Genomic DNA, 14,300 nt, shown 5'->3' with positions numbered 1-14,300 from the left:
CTGGACCGCCATTAGATGCTCCGTCGCTGTTTGCTTCCCTCTTGGCACAGCGATGCAAATCTACTGCGAATCTACGATTGCGAACTTGTGACTTGGGACACTAGCGCCTGCACAGGCAGGACGGCTGTTCTACTATGCATTTGACCTCCTCTGGCGGGATGGAAACGTCCGCAAACATCCGCGGATCGAACGCAAGCAACAACTCCTATTCCACCTACTCGGCGCAACGACATCGAGCTGCCGTTCTTATATTCCAAACACCTCGTGGTGACGGCTAACATTATCACCAGGCGTCCTGCAGCAGAATGTCTTTAACCACTGGCGCGTGCATGACTTCCCCACACATGCCGAGAAGGCTGTGAATGAGGCGGCTGTTCCTCAAGACAAACTCATGGGCGCACTCATTCATGAATTCGCCCTGGGCGGTTACCGGGATTGTAGTCAGTCTTATCGCCTGACGGGGGAGTAGACCGTTTACGCGGTTGCGTGGCCAGCCCGAGCGTCCATAGCCTCAGATGCTCCAAAGCCCTACCGCCTGTTGTCGCGATACGCGAGCAGGCGCAGCGCGTTGACGACGACCACCAGCGTCGAGCCCTCGTGAACCGCCACCGCCGGGCCGATGCCGAGGCCAAGGACCGTTGCCGGCACCAGCAGCCCGACCACGCCGAGGCTGATGAACACATTCTGGAGGATGATCCCGCGGGTGTGGCGGCTGAGACCCACCGCGAAAGGCAGATGGCTCAAGTCGTCGGCCATCAGCGCAACATCCGCTGTCTCCAGCGCGACGTCGGAGCCGGCCGCGCCCATCGCGATGCCGACCGTCGCGCTCGCCATCGCCGGCGCATCGTTCACGCCGTCTCCGACCATGGCGACCTTCTGTTCGGCGCGCAGCTTCTTGATCGCCTCGACCTTGTCCTCCGGCATCAGGTCGCCCCAGGCCTCGTCCAGCCCGACATCCTTGGCGATCGCCTCGGCGACCTTCTGATGGTCGCCGGAGATCATGATCATCCGCTTGATGCCGAGCGCGTGCAGCTGCGCAAGCGCATCGCGGGCGGCAGCGCGCGGCGTATCCATCAGTCCGATTGCGCCGAGTTCGTTGCTGCCATGGCGGACGACCATCGTGGTGCGGCCGCCTTCGCGCAATTTCGCGATTGCTGCCGCAGAAGCTTTGCCCAGTGCGGCGATGCCGTCGGCGCCGAACATCTCGGCCTTGCCGATCCAGACCGGCTTGCCGTCGAGCGTCGCGGTCACCCCGCGTCCGGTGAGGCTCTTGAGATCATGCGCCTGCGGGACGTCGCGCCGGCCCAGGCGCTCGCGACCGTCGCGCGCAATTGCAGCCGCCAGCGGGTGGTCGCTGAGCTGCTCGACCGCGACGGCGACCCTGAGCAGATCTTCTTCCGAAACTCCTTCTGCCGGGACAATATCGGTGATGCGTGGACGGCCTTCCGTCAGCGTGCCCGTCTTGTCGAAGGCGATCGCGCTCAGCGAGCCAAGATTTTCGAGCGGCGCGCCGCCCTTCACCAAAACGCCACCGCGTGCCGCTCGCGCAACACCGGACAGCACCGCGCTCGGAGTAGCGATTGCGAGCGCGCAGGGACTGGCCGCCACCAGCACCGCCATGGCGCGATAGAAGCTAGCGCTGAATGGCTCGTCGATTACCACCCACGCGAACAGCAGGATGAAAGCGAGTGCCAGCACTGCTGGCACGAAAAGGCGCTCGAACTTGTCAGTGAACCGTTGTGTTGGTGATTTCTGCGTCTCGGCCTCGCTGACCATCTGGACGACTTTGGCCAGTGCGGTCTCGGTGGACAGGCGCGTCACCTCCACCTCGATCGCACCCGCGCCATTGATGGTTCCGGCGAACACGCGCGAGGAGGCGCCCACCGAATTGGGTCTGGCGCGCGCCGTTGCGGCATCCTCGACCGGGCGCTTGTCGACGGGGATGCTCTCGCCGGTGACCGGCGCCTGATTGACGCTCGACTCGCCCTTCACGAGAAACCCGTCGGACGGCAGCCGCTCGTTGGGGCGCACGAGGACCACGTCGCCGACCACGAGGTCCTCGACGGGCACCTCGCGGGTCTCGCCGTCGCGGCGTACGGTGGCCGTTCGCGGGGCGAGCTCGGCCAGCGCCTCGATCGCCTGCTTGGCTCGTCCCATCGCGTAATGTTCAAGCGCGTGGCCGAGGCTGAACAGGAAGAGAAGCAGCGCGCCCTCCGCGAAGGCGCCAAGTGCCGCAGCGCCGGCCGCCGCGACCAGCATCAGCGTGTCGATCTCGAACTTCTTCAGGCGCAGATTGTCGATCGCCTCGCGCAGCGTGTAGAAGCCACCGAAGAAATAGGCGGCGATGTAGCAGGTGATCGGCAACCAGCCGGGGGCAGCGGGCAGGAGCTTCTCGATCGCGAAGCCGATCGCAAGCATAGCGCCGCATGCGAGGGAGAAGATCAGCTCGGTGTTGAACCCGAGAACACCGCCATGCGCGTGATCGTGCTCCTTCTCTCCCCGTGCGTGGCTGTGCTCGCCATGGTCATGACCTGCATGAGCATCGGCCACTTGGTCTTTGTCGACGCGATCAGGCTTCGCAGCCGGCCGGCGGGCGGCGATGGGTCCGGTCACCGTGACCCCCATCCCGGAGAGCGCATCGCGGATGGCCTGCTCGGAACCTCGGGTCCGGTCGAACTCGACACGCACCAGCCCGCCGGCGCTCGCTTCCGCCTCCAGCACGCCCGGCACTGCACGCAGACGATCAGCGACCGTCCGCGCCCTACGCTGGTGAGCGATTCCCTCGACCTGCCAAAGGACATGGCCGAAACGCTCGGTGATCCTGGCTCCGGCGCTTGCCACGAGCTCGCGAATGCGTGGAAGCGGTACGGCGCTTGGGTCGTAGTGGATGCAGAGCTGAGCGGGCTCGCCGGGGCCGGCGGCGGCGACATGAACCTCCTCGACCCCTTCGCGGCCCTGGATCTCCGATGTCAGCCGAGCTACGCACGCGTCATCGGTGTCGGGGACGCCCGGCAGTAGGATCGGAATGTCCAAGCGAAGTTTTTCGGTCACCCTCACGTCCTTCTTTACTTAAAATGCTTCTAAGCTAAGATCGCACCCTCTGGTAACCGCGACCTCACTATTATTCATTATTTTGCACGAGGGAGACAAAAGAAGGCGACCGGGATCTTCTGACGAGCAGATCATCCGTGCAATCACATTCTAGGCCATCATGCCGTCTGGATAGCTGTAAAGTTGCACTGGGTTTCACCGAACCTCCGCCGATCGTACGCGGCTCGTCAGCAGCGAACGGCGCGCCGCTGGACCGACGCCGCGGGCTCCGGCCGGAGTGGCTCATGCCAGAGACTCAGTCTCTTGCGGCCGAGAAAATTTCGCGGCGCCTGGGCGGAATCCTGGCAGCGAATGCGTCCCCCGCCCTGTCAGGATCGTGCGGCCAAGCGCGCGCTCGCATCGTCGCTTGGCGATGTTATGGTTTAACTACGACAGGTCCATGTCCGAGAGGGACCGAGGCTCTCAAGGTCGCAAGATGATGCGCCTGCAAACCAACATTCGCGTCCCCGGCCTGAACGGCCGTGAAGTGACAGACTTTCATGTTGAATTGCGACGACGCCAGCTATCAAGCCTGGTGGCCCGGGGTTCACTTGCAGTTTCACACCGTGCGCCGGGTCACGGGAGATGTCGGAAACGTGGTCTACATGGATGAGTATGTTGGCCGGTTTCGGCTGAGATTCCACGCGATCGTGACCGTCGTTGTTCCGGGAAAGGCGATCACTTGGCAATTCATAAAGGGCGTACGGCTGCCCGGAAAACTCACCCTGCGCCTCGAAGATCAGGCAGAGGGCGTCGCTCTCTCCCACGTGGTCGAGGTCGGATTTCGCGGTGCCGGCCGCGTGATCGATGCTGTTTTTCGCTTCTGGCTCACCCGCGAATTCGCAAATGCGTTGGACGAACACGTGCGGACCGAATTTCCGAAGCTACGCGACTTGCTGCGTTCGCGGGCGGCAACGCCCGGTAACGCATAGCACGAAGGCACGCTCCATTCGACACCGTGGAATTCGATTACCGGCATCACAACAATAGGGCAAAGGCGTAGCACAGCCGGGCGCGATGCTCTGTTTGTTGGTATTGCGGACGATCACGTCGCTTGCAGCGCCGGGCGATGAACAGTTCTACGAATGATCTTCTCTAACGACGTTGAGTGTATGAAGCGCGATCATCCGCTCTTCATTGGTGGGTATGACGAGGACGGCGACGGGGCTGTTGGCCTCGCATATGCGCAGAGCGCTGCCGAGATTGGCCGATTCGTCGATCCAGAGGCCGGACCAGGCGAGCCGCTCGCAGATCCGGCGGCGCACATCGGCGTGGTTCTCTCCGATGCCAGCGGTGAATACGAAGGCGTCGAGCCCTCCGAGCGAGGCGATGAGGCCGCCCGCCTCGCGCGCGACCCTCCAGCAGAAGAGTTCGATTGCTTCTTCAGCCTCGGGGCCGCTGTTGTCAGACAGCGTGCGCATGTCACTTGAGATTCCAGACACGCCCAGCAGTCCCGACTTGCGGTAGAGCAGGTCCTCGACATCCGCCGCGGACATGCCAAGCTGTGTCTGGAGATGAAGGACAACGCCAGGATCGATGGCTCCGCAGCGTGTTCCCATCATCAGGCCGTCGAGTGCGGTGAAGCCCATGGTGGTGTCGATGCTTTTGCCGTCGCGCATCGCGCACAGGCTGGCGCCATTGCCGAGATGCGCAGCGATCATGCGACCGGCGGCAAGCACGGGATCGATCTCGCGCAGGCGCCGGGCGATATATTCGTAAGACAGACCGTGGAATCCGTAGCGCCGGATGCCCTGCTCATGGAAGGCGCGCGGGAGGGGCAGGCGCGCGGCGACCGGCGGCTTGTCGTGGTGAAACGCCGTGTCGAAACAGGCCACCTGCGGAAGGCCCGGGCGGAGCTGCGCAATCGCACGGATGGCGGCCAGATTGTGCGGCTGGTGCAGCGGGGCGAGCGGGTTGAGCTTTTCCAGTGCATCAAGGACTGCGTCGTCGACGAGACGCGGTGCGGCGAACTCGGTCCCGCCGTGGACGACACGGTGGCCAATCGCGATCACCTGGCGGTCACCCAAACGTTCCGCCGCCCAAGCGAAGATGTCCTTTAGCAGTTCGGCGTGGCTCAGCGATGCGCCGTCCGGCCAGTCACGCTCCAGCACGATATCGCCGTCGGCTGAGCGGACCCTCAGGCTGGGTGCGATGCCGATCCGCTCGATCTTGCCGCCGGCTGACAGCATGGGGTTATTAGCCCCGTCGAGCGTGAACAGCGCAAACTTGATGCTCGATGAGCCTGAGTTGAGACTGAAAATGGCTTTCATGCGCTGGCCGGCAGTCCTGGAGCCGCCTTGGTCGCCGTGCGCGCCATCAGCACGGCGACCGCGCAGGAGGCAAGGCGCGTGCGCAGGCTGTCGGCGCGGCTGGTGAGGATGATGGGGACGCGCGCACCCAGGACGATACCGGCGGCAGATGCATCGCCGAGAAAGGTCAGTTGCTTCGCGAGCATGTTCCCGGCCTCAAGATTGGGCACGACGAGAATGTCGGCTTGGCCGGCGACGGGAGAGACAATGCCCTTCTCCTTCGCGGCCGCTGCACTGATCGCATTGTCGAGGGCGAGCGGCCCATCAAGAATGCCGCCGGTAATCTGCCCGCGATCCGCCATCTTGCAGAGCGCGGCTGCATCGAGGGTCGAGCCTATGGCCGGATTGATGGTCTCGACGGCAGAGAGAATGGCCACTTTCGGCTCCTCCACGCCGAGCACATGGGCAAGGTCGATCGCGTTGCGGATGATGTCGGCCTTTTCTTCCAGCGTCGGCGCGATGTTGATCGCGGCGTCGGTGATGATGAGCGGCACCGGATGGTCCGGCACGTCCATGACATAGGCATGGCTGATCCTGCGTTCGGTGCGAAGACCGGTGGTGGAGACGACCACCGCACCCATCAGTTCGTCGGTATGGAGCGATCCTTTCATCAGCAACCGCGCTTCGCCGGCGCGCACCAGCGCGACCGCTTTCTCTGCCGCGTCGTGGCTGTGGGCGGCCGGCACGACGCGCAGCGCGGCGATGTCCTTGCCGGCCTCCTCCGCAGCCTTCCTGATCCTCGCTTCAGGCCCGACCAGGATCGGCGTTATCAGGCCGGCCTCCGCCGCCTCCACCGCAGCCGTGATAGCCGCGGCGCTGCAGGGATGCGCGACGGCGGTCGCCACCGCTTCGCCCCCCGTCGTCTTCTCCACGAGACGGCGATAGCCGCGATGCTCGGCCAAATGCACATCAGGCAGTGCGATGCGGGGACGACGCACCTTGTCCTTCGGCGCCTTCACCTCCGCGCGCCCGGAGATCACCTCCTCGCCGTTCTGGTTGACGCAGCGGCAGTCGAACACGACGACGCTGTGCTCGGGCCGTTTCTCGGCGACGGTCACGCTCGCGGTGATCGTGTCGCCCAAGCCCACCGGCCGGATAAAGCGCAGCGACTGGCTGAGATAGACAGCGCCAGGCCCCGGCAGTTCAGTGCCGAGTACCGCGGATATCAGGCCGCCGCCCCACATTCCATGCGCGATCACGCGGCGGTATATGTCAGTGGCCGCGAAGTCGGCGTCGAGATGGGTCGGATTGACGTCGCCGGAGACGAGCGCGAACAGCTTGATGTCCTCCTCGCGGAGCGTCCGGGTCATGCTCGCTGTGTCGCCGACCCGGATTTCATCGAATGTCCGGTTCTCGATCATCCCCTCATCGGCCATCGCTCAACGCTCCAGCACATAGTGGCCGGGCGCGTCGGCGATGATCGGATAGTTCTTGTCGGGCGCGCCCATCGGCGGCGCCGTTGCGGCTTCGCCGGAATGCCGCTTGAGCCAGTCGCTCCAAGCCGGCCACCAGCTTCCTTCAAAGAGTTGGGTCCTGGTCAGCCACTCATCCGGATCGAGCGCCGGCCCGTCCGCCTCGCGGCGGAGCAGTCGATAGGAACGACGCGGTCGCCCTGGCTCCGACACGATGCCGGCATTGTGGCCGCCGCTCGTCAGCACGAAGTCGATCGCCGCGCCGGTCAGGCGATGGATCTTGTGCACCGATCGCCACGGCGCAACGTGATCGCGTTCCGTGCCCACGACGAACATCGGCTGGCGCATGGCGGAGAGACTGATCGTGCGTCCATCGACCTTGTAGCGGCCCTCGGACAGATCGTCCCCGAGAAACAACTGGCGCAGATACTGGCTGTGCATCGCAGAGGGCATGCGTGTGCCGTCGGCGTTCCAGGCCATCAGATCGGTCATCGGCTCGCGCTCGCCCATCAAATACGTGGTGAGCAAGCGCGACCAGACGAGATCGTTGGAGCGCAGGATCTGGAACGCGCCGCCCATCTGGCTGCTGTCGAAATACCCTCGACTCCACATCAGGCTTTCCAGGAGGTTAAGCTGCCCCTGGTCGATGAACAGGCCAAGTTCGCCCGGTTCGCAGAATTCGGTCTGGGCCGCGAGCAGGGTCACGCTCGCGAGCCGCTCGTCCCCATCGCGCGCCATCGTCGCGGCGACGATCGACAGCAGCGTCCCACCCAGGCAGTAGCCCACTGAATGGACTGAAGCGGCGCCAGTGATCGCGCAGATGGCGTCGAGAGCGGCCATCGGTCCGAGCCGACGATAGTCCTCCATGTCGAGATCGCGGTCTGCGCTGCCCGGATTGCTCCATGAGATCATGAAGACAGTGAAGCCCTGTCCGGTCAACCAGTTAACCAGCGAGTTCCCGGGCGAAAGGTCGAGAATATAGTACTTCATGATCCAGGCCGGCACGATCAGGATCGGCTCCGGCCGCACCATATCGGTCGTCGGCGCATACTGGATCAGTTCCATCAGCCTGTTGCGGCAGACCACCTTGCCACTGGCCGTGGCGACGGACTCACCGACTCGAAACGCTTCCGCGCCAGCTGGCGGCTGACCGCGGACCATCCGCCCCATGTCGTCCATGAGGTTGCGCACCCCATCGATCAGGCATCGCCCGCCGGTGTCCAGGATGCGCTGCTGGAGGACTGGATTGGTGGCGAGAAAATTGGTGGGCGCCACCGTGTCGAGCCATTGCCGCACGGTGAACGCCACCATGTCTTCATGATGCTTGGTGACGCCCGCGACGCCAGTCGTCGCCGCGTGCCACCATTGCTGGTTCAGCAAAAAGGCTTGCGAGATTAGATTGAACGGGGGCGTAGCCCAGGCCGTGTCCGCGAAGCGGCGGTCCTGCGGCAGCGGCTCGATCGCGCGCTCAGCGTCGTTCTTCGCCGCGCTCCTGGCTGCATAGTCAGCCAATCGGAGGCACTTGCGCATTGCTTTCGCGCCGAGCTGCAACTGCTTGCCCGGCGAAACGGCGAGATGCAGGCCCCAGTCGGAAAAGGCCTGGGCCACCGTCACCGGAGAAAGCCCGAAAGTCACTTGCGCGAAGGCAGCCGTCGTCGCGCGATCCAACGTTTCTGACAATCCATCCAGCGGATCGGTCGCAGTCTGCGAGTTGACCTCAGGCATTCGTTTCCATCTTTTTGCGATTCCAGGAGTTGGGCACTGAAGGAGAGTACAGCTGCCGACCACCGAGAGGTGGCAGGGTCAGAATGCAGCCAGCGAGCGCTCCTAACCTTGACATGGCTCAATGATGAGCGGTCATTCATCGATGAAGGTAGCAAAGATGATGGTCCGCTATCCCACAGGCAAGTATCCGCCAATGACTTATCAGTTAGACGAGATGATCGGCCCTTCGCAGCCAGCCGTCAGTTCGTGCTTAGAGCCTGCCGCCGGCTTGTTTGCCCCACTATCATCCGGCTCAGTCGCAAAGCAGGGAGTGACGGCCGAAATCGGTCGGAGCTGCGTCCTGTGCTTTGAGCCGCGCACTCCGGCTGGAGTTTCGCCGGGGCGGCATACGATCTGTAAGAGCAAGATTCAACGCGGCGAGCAACATTGAAGAATGGGAGTGATGCCATGAGCTTTTGCGACATCGTTGTCGATGCATGCCCTCGCAGCGACCTCTATCAAACGCTTGATCGAGCTCGCGACATGGCTAGGGAGTTCGGTTCTAACCTTGCGGTGGTTTCCTATGCTTGGCCCCCTCTGTCGATGACGGAAGCGCTGGCTCCCAACGTCTTCTCCGTCCAGGAGCAGACCCGAGCCATGGAAGATGCTCTGGCTGCCGCCCGGAGTGCGTTCGACAAGGTGTTTGGAGCGAACCCGAAGGGGGTCGAGTGGCGTTCAGGCATCCGCGAGCCGACTAAAGCGGTGCGCGACCATCTGCTGGCTACCGATCTGCTAATCACGAGTTCGTCCGAGGCCGACGCCTGCGTCTTGCCAGATCCGGCCGACCTCGCTCTCCGCTCCGGTACTCCAGTTCTGCGTCTTGGACGAAAGACCGCAAGCACTTGCTTCCCAAACGTGTTGGTGGCTTGGAAGGACTGCTCGCAAGCCCGCCGGGCCTTGCATGATGCGCTCCCTCTGCTTGAGCGTGCCCAGAGCGTCGCGGTCGTCGGTGTCGGGGACGAGGTGTCCGCCGACCGGCTTGAGGCGGTGGCGGAGCACCTGCGCCGTCACAAGGTGAAGGCTCGCTATTGGCACCTCCCTCGCTCGCAAGACGATGTCTGCGCGGATCTGCTCGGTCAGGCCGAACGCGAGGGTGCGAACCTCATCGTCGCCGGGGTTTACAGCCACGGCGCTCTGACCGAACGGGTGCTCGGCGGTGTCACCAGGGAAATGCTGAAAAGCACGGAAATGTCCTGGTTTCTGGCACATTGAGGATCGTGGACTGGCTAAAGGATAAAAGGGGATAGTTCGCCGTCAGGGGATGGGGCGGCATTCTTGCCTGCAGAGCGATATGTAATCGGCCGTGGTGATCGACGGGTTGCTATCATCGACGCTTTTGACGCTGATACTGCTGCCGATCCTTTATCGTGGCGGCGCTGCGAAGGGGCCACATGACGGGTGAACCGTTTGCCTGACACTGATCACTGCCGAAGCTTCGCGAGGGACTGTCCGATCATCTCAGCCTAGTTTGAGCGCGTCAGACTCAGCCAGTCTTCTTGATGCGACAAGCGATGCAACCAAGACCGCGGAAGAGAGCGTAGCGGCGAAACCTGCGATGGCTGCGGCGAAGATGATGCCGATCTCGCCGAACCGATCACTTGCAGCGCGGCCGATGCGACGAGATGACGGAAGAGTTAGCAGAATGACGTGAATCCCGATGCCGGATAGCGCTGTACTCGAAATGAAGCCTGAAACCAGTGCCGAGAGAGGAAGTCCAAACCTGCTCGCTGACAGCTATGATTAGTATGACGACAACCCAATCGCATGAGGATTGAGCGCAGCGTCGGAGCCCATGGACAATTAGGTACGAGGGGCAGGACAACCAGTGTTGCTCCTGCGAATAGCAGGGGGTTCTCTAGGTAGTTTTCCGCCAGGATGTCTCTGGCGACGATGAACCAGAGATTTGGCCGCGAACACGGCAATGATCGCTCCGAGCCCGCCGGCAAGCGCCGGATGTTGCATCGAAGTCCACCGAGCAATACGGTCGTCGTCGACGCGATCACCGGGATCCTCTTCATGCCGTCGCCAACAACGAGTGCGATAAGGGCACCTCCGGTTGTGATCACGAGCATTATCTGGCGGCCGACAAGTAAGCTGATGGTACCGGGAAGCGAAGTAACAGCGAACGTTCTACGGGGGGCGAACGTACTGGCCCGGAACACTTGCGACGTTCCCGCTCCGCGATCCGGAGGCCGGGCCCCAAATCGCGACGGCGAGGTTGAGGGGGGGGGATCGACGACGGTCGTTCCTCCGCTTTCTGACATTGAAAAGCCCCCTTGGAGGCCTTTGATATCAGAAGTCCATTTCAGGTAATTGCCGCCGTCGCAATCCGACTTCGAGCGTACTCGTTTGGCGGTCGGCCGGTAGCGCGCCCGGGACGTGACTAAATCAGGTCGACTCAGTTGACTGTCAGCGCCTACCATGGTGGCAGTGGCCGTTCAGCGTTCTCAGTGCAATCAGATGGGAGTCGAAAATCGGTCCTCGACGCCCGCGCCTGGTTAACAGGAAGCCGATATGCGAACCTTCGAAGACAGAGTTTTCGTCTCTTTGGTCGTTACTGGATCACTTGCCTTCGGCTGGATTCTCTGGCCATTTTACGGTGCAATTCTCTGGAGTGTGGTCGCGGCGGTTGTGTTCGCCCCGTTGTACCGGCGATTGTCGCAGGCGATGCAGCAGAGGCACAGTCTTGCAGCGGCCGCGACGGTCATGATTATCGTGACCTTGGTAATTCTGCCCTTGACGCTGCTGAGCGTGACACTGGCGCGAGAAGCATCCAACGTGTACGGACGGGTTCAGTCCGGCGAACTAGACCTCGTTCGGTCATTCCAACAGATTCTGGACGGATTGCCTGACTGGATGGCTCGTGTGCTGGATCACTTTGGCCTTGCGATCCTGGGCGGGGTACAGGAGAAGTTATCCAGCGTCCTCTTGAAGGGTAGCCAATTCCTTGCCGCGCAGACTCTCGATATCGGTCAGCGCACGTTCGGCTTCCTTGTAAACCTCTTCGTCATGCTGTGCCTCCTGTTCTTTCTGTTTCGCGATGAGAATACACTGTCCAAGCGCGTTAAGGACGCCATACCGCTACGCCCCGAACGACTAGATGCCCTCCTGCTCAAATTCACCATCGTTATCCGCGCGACGGTCAAGGGAAACCTGCTCGTCGCTCTCCTGCTAGGAGCCCTCGGCGGTTTGATGTTTTCGCTTCTGGGCATAAACGCGTCGCTGCTATGGGCGGTTTTGATTGCCTTCCTGTCCTTGTTGCCCGCGATAGGATCTGGCTTAGTCTGGGTGCCGGTAGCGGTTTATCTGCTTGCAACCGGCGCCATCTGGCAGGGCGTCGTCCTGATCGTCTATGGTGCCCTCGTCATTGGTCTGGTGGACAACCTCCTGCGGCCGATGCTCGTGGGTAAGGACACCAAGATGCCTGACTATGTGGTGTTCTTCTCGACGCTAGGCGGGATCGAAGCTTTCGGTATCAATGGCTTCGTCATAGGTCCCGTGATCGCGGCCATGTTTATCGCAGCTTGGGAAACGTTTTCGGTGTTGAGACAAAGGAATGACGACGCAATCGCGTGAGGTATTTCGGCGGCTTGCCGAAAATGTCAGTTAGGTGGTAGCTGACGTCCGATCGCCATCTGGTTCATACCTGCCAACAAAGCACCTGATGAGTGGCCCAAAGAACAATAAGGGCGTGGCGACGATTGACAAGCTGCGGTCTGGTCTGGGCCATGCGCGAGACCACAAGGATATCTCTCCCGTCCTCGCCGAAATCGGCAAGCTTACTCCGATCTTCGGTCGGCTCGAATCAATGGGGATGACGGCCAATTTCGTCGTCCGCCTGCGCACGACGCAGGACGTGCTGCGCAGGTCGATGCTGCGCATTTTCCAGACCCAGCGGGTCGAGTTCGTTTCGTCGGTCACGCGCTGGTCCAGACGCCGGTGTTCTCGATTGTCGCCATGATGCTGTTCCTGAAGACTGAAGGCGACCCGGCATCGGCCATCATGTTCGGATTCATCTCCCACATGTTCGTCTACGCGCTCTACCCGTCCGCCTGCTCGAGCAGCCGTTTGCCAAGGGACACGGGTCTGTGGACGATGTCAGTTTCTTCCTGCTGGCCGAGCTCGAGGTGGGCTTGCGCAGATCGATGAACGAGCACGCCTCTTTGCATCCAGTCTCAAACGCAGGGAGTTGAAGTCATGCACGGTGGAGGTGCCGCAGGAACCGCGGGCGGGCAACACGCGGGGAGGTTGGAAGGCCGAAGTCGTGGGAGGTCTGGTCACGGGCAGCCTGACGCTACTTGCCGACGCAGCGCACATGCTCACCGATGTCGGCTGTCGACCAGCAATCCGGCGCGCCCTCGAACAAAGGGGCGAATTGCAGAAATCACACTTGTGCATCTGTGGATGACACCCACATGGCAAGAACATTTTTTAACGTCATGGCATTTTTGGTCGTTGCGGTCATCTGTCCGGCCTTTGATTGCAGCTTATCAGAGCCGCATGGCCTTGATGGTAGTCCGCTGATCGGGCCCCAATCATCGTTGACGGACTCAAAGTCCGTGCACAGGTTCGGGGTGTCCTGATCCTCGGTGTGTCGACCGGATGCCATCACGTCGTCATTGCCCTCGCCAAACTCAGTGTTCGTTGTCTTGAGCGGTGTTCAGGCGGTTGCATTTGCTAAGCGATCTTTTTTCAGGCGATTCCGAACGGTCGTTCTCGGAAGGTGCCCCCACGCTGCATGATTGCCCAGACGATACAGGCGAGCTTGTTGGCGACTGCGACGGTGACAACGCGCGCCGGCCGCCGGGCGAGCAGCGCATTGACCCATCCAGCTAGGTCGGGCTTGTTGCGCACGTAGCGAACAACGGCTGTGGCGCCGAGCACAAGGAGCCGCGTAGGTACGGTTCGCCCTTCTTGGAGATGCGGCCCAATGCCATTTTTCCACCGCTGCCATTCTGTTCCGGGACCAGCCCGATCCAGACCGCAAAATGGCGGCCCCGACTTGAACGCGCTGGCATTGACGATGGTTACCACCAGCGCGGTCGCCGTGATGATCCGACTCCGGGAATGGTTGCGAGCCGCCGGCTCAGTTCGTTGCCGCGATGACGGGCAAGGATTGTTCGTTCGATGGCTTCGATTTTCGACTGCAGCTCCTGGATTTGCATCAAGATCAATTCGGCGCAGGCCCGGGCCGGCTCCGGAAGTTCCGTGCCCTGGGCGAGGGCCTCGAGCTCCGGAATGCGCCAGACTCCTTTGGGAGCGATCAAACCAAACTCGGCAAGCTGCCCCGCGATGAATTGACCAGCATGGTACGCTGGCGAACGAACAGATCCCGGGTGCGATGTAGCATCAGAATCGACTGCTGTTCGGCGCTCTTGACCGGCACGAACCGCATCGTCGGCCTTGTGACTGCCTCACAGATCGCCTCAGCGTCGACCTCGTCGTTCTTGCCGCGCTTGACGTAGGGTTTGAGGTAACCGGCCGGCATCAACCGGATATCATGACCGAGGTCCGTCAACTCGCGTCCCAATAATGGGCAGTTCCGCACGCCTCCATGCCGATCAAACAGGGCGATAGTTTCTCTAAGAATGCCTTTAATGTAAGCGACGTCTACGTCCCATTCGCAAAGATTTGGAGGGACGGATTGCAAAGCGTTGGCGCGACGGATTGCAATCTGTTGATCCACGCGTTGGAAATCGTTGAAGTTGCGTGTGGAGGGACAACA

General features: G+C 61.9%; 8 protein-coding genes and 2 pseudogenes. 5 read left to right on the top strand and 5 right to left on the bottom strand.

The window, feature by feature from the left end; all coding sequences use genetic code 11:
* Positions 1-528: 528 nt before the first annotated feature.
* Positions 529-3,051 (bottom strand): heavy metal translocating P-type ATPase, encoded by a 2,523-nt coding sequence (locus G8O24_RS41360; protein ID WP_006022526.1) that lies wholly within the window; start codon positions 3,049-3,051, stop codon positions 529-531.
* A gap of 539 nt (positions 3,052-3,590) precedes the next feature.
* Between G8O24_RS41360 and G8O24_RS41355 the strand changes: the two genes are divergently transcribed.
* Positions 3,591-4,022: a hypothetical protein gene (locus G8O24_RS41355; RefSeq protein ID WP_006022527.1), complete on the top strand. Its 432-nt coding sequence runs from the start codon at positions 3,591-3,593 to the stop codon at positions 4,020-4,022.
* A gap of 147 nt (positions 4,023-4,169) precedes the next feature.
* Here G8O24_RS41355 and G8O24_RS41350 read toward each other — a convergent pair whose 3' ends face one another.
* From G8O24_RS41350 to G8O24_RS41340, 3 genes are read right to left on the bottom strand one after another with little or no spacing between them, the layout of a single operon-like run.
* Positions 4,170-5,360: an acetate/propionate family kinase gene (locus G8O24_RS41350; RefSeq protein WP_006022528.1), complete on the bottom strand. Its 1,191-nt coding sequence runs from the start codon at positions 5,358-5,360 to the stop codon at positions 4,170-4,172.
* Positions 5,357-6,775, bottom strand: a complete 1,419-nt coding sequence (locus G8O24_RS41345) for a bifunctional enoyl-CoA hydratase/phosphate acetyltransferase (protein WP_006022529.1) — start codon at positions 6,773-6,775, stop codon at positions 5,357-5,359. The genes G8O24_RS41350 and G8O24_RS41345 overlap by 4 nt, the downstream gene beginning before the upstream one ends.
* Positions 6,776-6,778: 3 nt before the next feature.
* Positions 6,779-8,536: a PHA/PHB synthase family protein gene (locus G8O24_RS41340; RefSeq protein ID WP_006022530.1), complete on the bottom strand. Its 1,758-nt coding sequence runs from the start codon at positions 8,534-8,536 to the stop codon at positions 6,779-6,781.
* 447 nt (positions 8,537-8,983) lie between these two features.
* Here G8O24_RS41340 and G8O24_RS41335 point away from each other — a divergent pair, with 447 nt between their 5' ends.
* The 4 genes and pseudogenes from G8O24_RS41335 to G8O24_RS44775 form a co-directional block, all read left to right on the top strand.
* Positions 8,984-9,787, top strand: a complete 804-nt coding sequence (locus G8O24_RS41335; protein ID WP_006022531.1) for a universal stress protein — start codon at positions 8,984-8,986, stop codon at positions 9,785-9,787.
* A 1,302-nt stretch (positions 9,788-11,089) separates the two neighbouring features.
* Positions 11,090-12,151 carry an AI-2E family transporter gene (locus G8O24_RS41330; RefSeq protein ID WP_006022533.1) on the top strand — a complete coding sequence of 354 codons (1,062 nt, stop codon included), beginning with the start codon at positions 11,090-11,092 and terminating at the stop codon, positions 12,149-12,151.
* Positions 12,152-12,266: 115 nt separating this feature from the next.
* Entirely contained in the window at positions 12,267-12,536 is a 270-nt protein-coding gene (locus G8O24_RS44780) for a hypothetical protein (RefSeq protein WP_012047075.1), read from the top strand.
* A 236-nt stretch (positions 12,537-12,772) separates the two neighbouring features.
* Positions 12,773-12,908: pseudogene (locus tag G8O24_RS44775) on the top strand (cation efflux transmembrane domain-containing protein); the annotation flags it as partial.
* 359 nt (positions 12,909-13,267) lie between these two features.
* Here G8O24_RS44775 and G8O24_RS46440 read toward each other — a convergent pair.
* A pseudogene (locus tag G8O24_RS46440) lies at positions 13,268-14,164 on the bottom strand (IS110 family RNA-guided transposase); the annotation flags it as partial.
* Between the last annotated feature and the right edge of the window lie 136 nt (positions 14,165-14,300).

The organism is Bradyrhizobium campsiandrae, from assembly GCF_014529705.1.
GTDB lineage: Bacteria > Pseudomonadota > Alphaproteobacteria > Rhizobiales > Xanthobacteraceae > Bradyrhizobium > Bradyrhizobium campsiandrae.
Note: the sequence above shows the minus strand (reverse complement) of the source record. Positions and strands in the feature narration are given on the sequence as shown.

Excerpts from the sequence above, each read along its gene's own strand:
- G8O24_RS41335 (WP_006022531.1), top strand. The coding sequence starts at position 8,984 with ATGAGCTTTTGCGACATCGTTGTCGATGCATGCCCTCGCAGCGACCTC.
- G8O24_RS41345 (WP_006022529.1), bottom strand. The coding sequence starts at position 6,775 with ATGGCCGATGAGGGGATGATCGAGAACCGGACATTCGATGAAATCCGG.
- G8O24_RS41330 (WP_006022533.1), top strand. The coding sequence starts at position 11,090 with ATGCGAACCTTCGAAGACAGAGTTTTCGTCTCTTTGGTCGTTACTGGA.
- G8O24_RS41340 (WP_006022530.1), bottom strand. The coding sequence starts at position 8,536 with ATGCCTGAGGTCAACTCGCAGACTGCGACCGATCCGCTGGATGGATTG.
- G8O24_RS41355 (WP_006022527.1), top strand. The coding sequence starts at position 3,591 with ATGTTGAATTGCGACGACGCCAGCTATCAAGCCTGGTGGCCCGGGGTT.
- G8O24_RS41350 (WP_006022528.1), bottom strand. The coding sequence starts at position 5,360 with ATGAAAGCCATTTTCAGTCTCAACTCAGGCTCATCGAGCATCAAGTTT.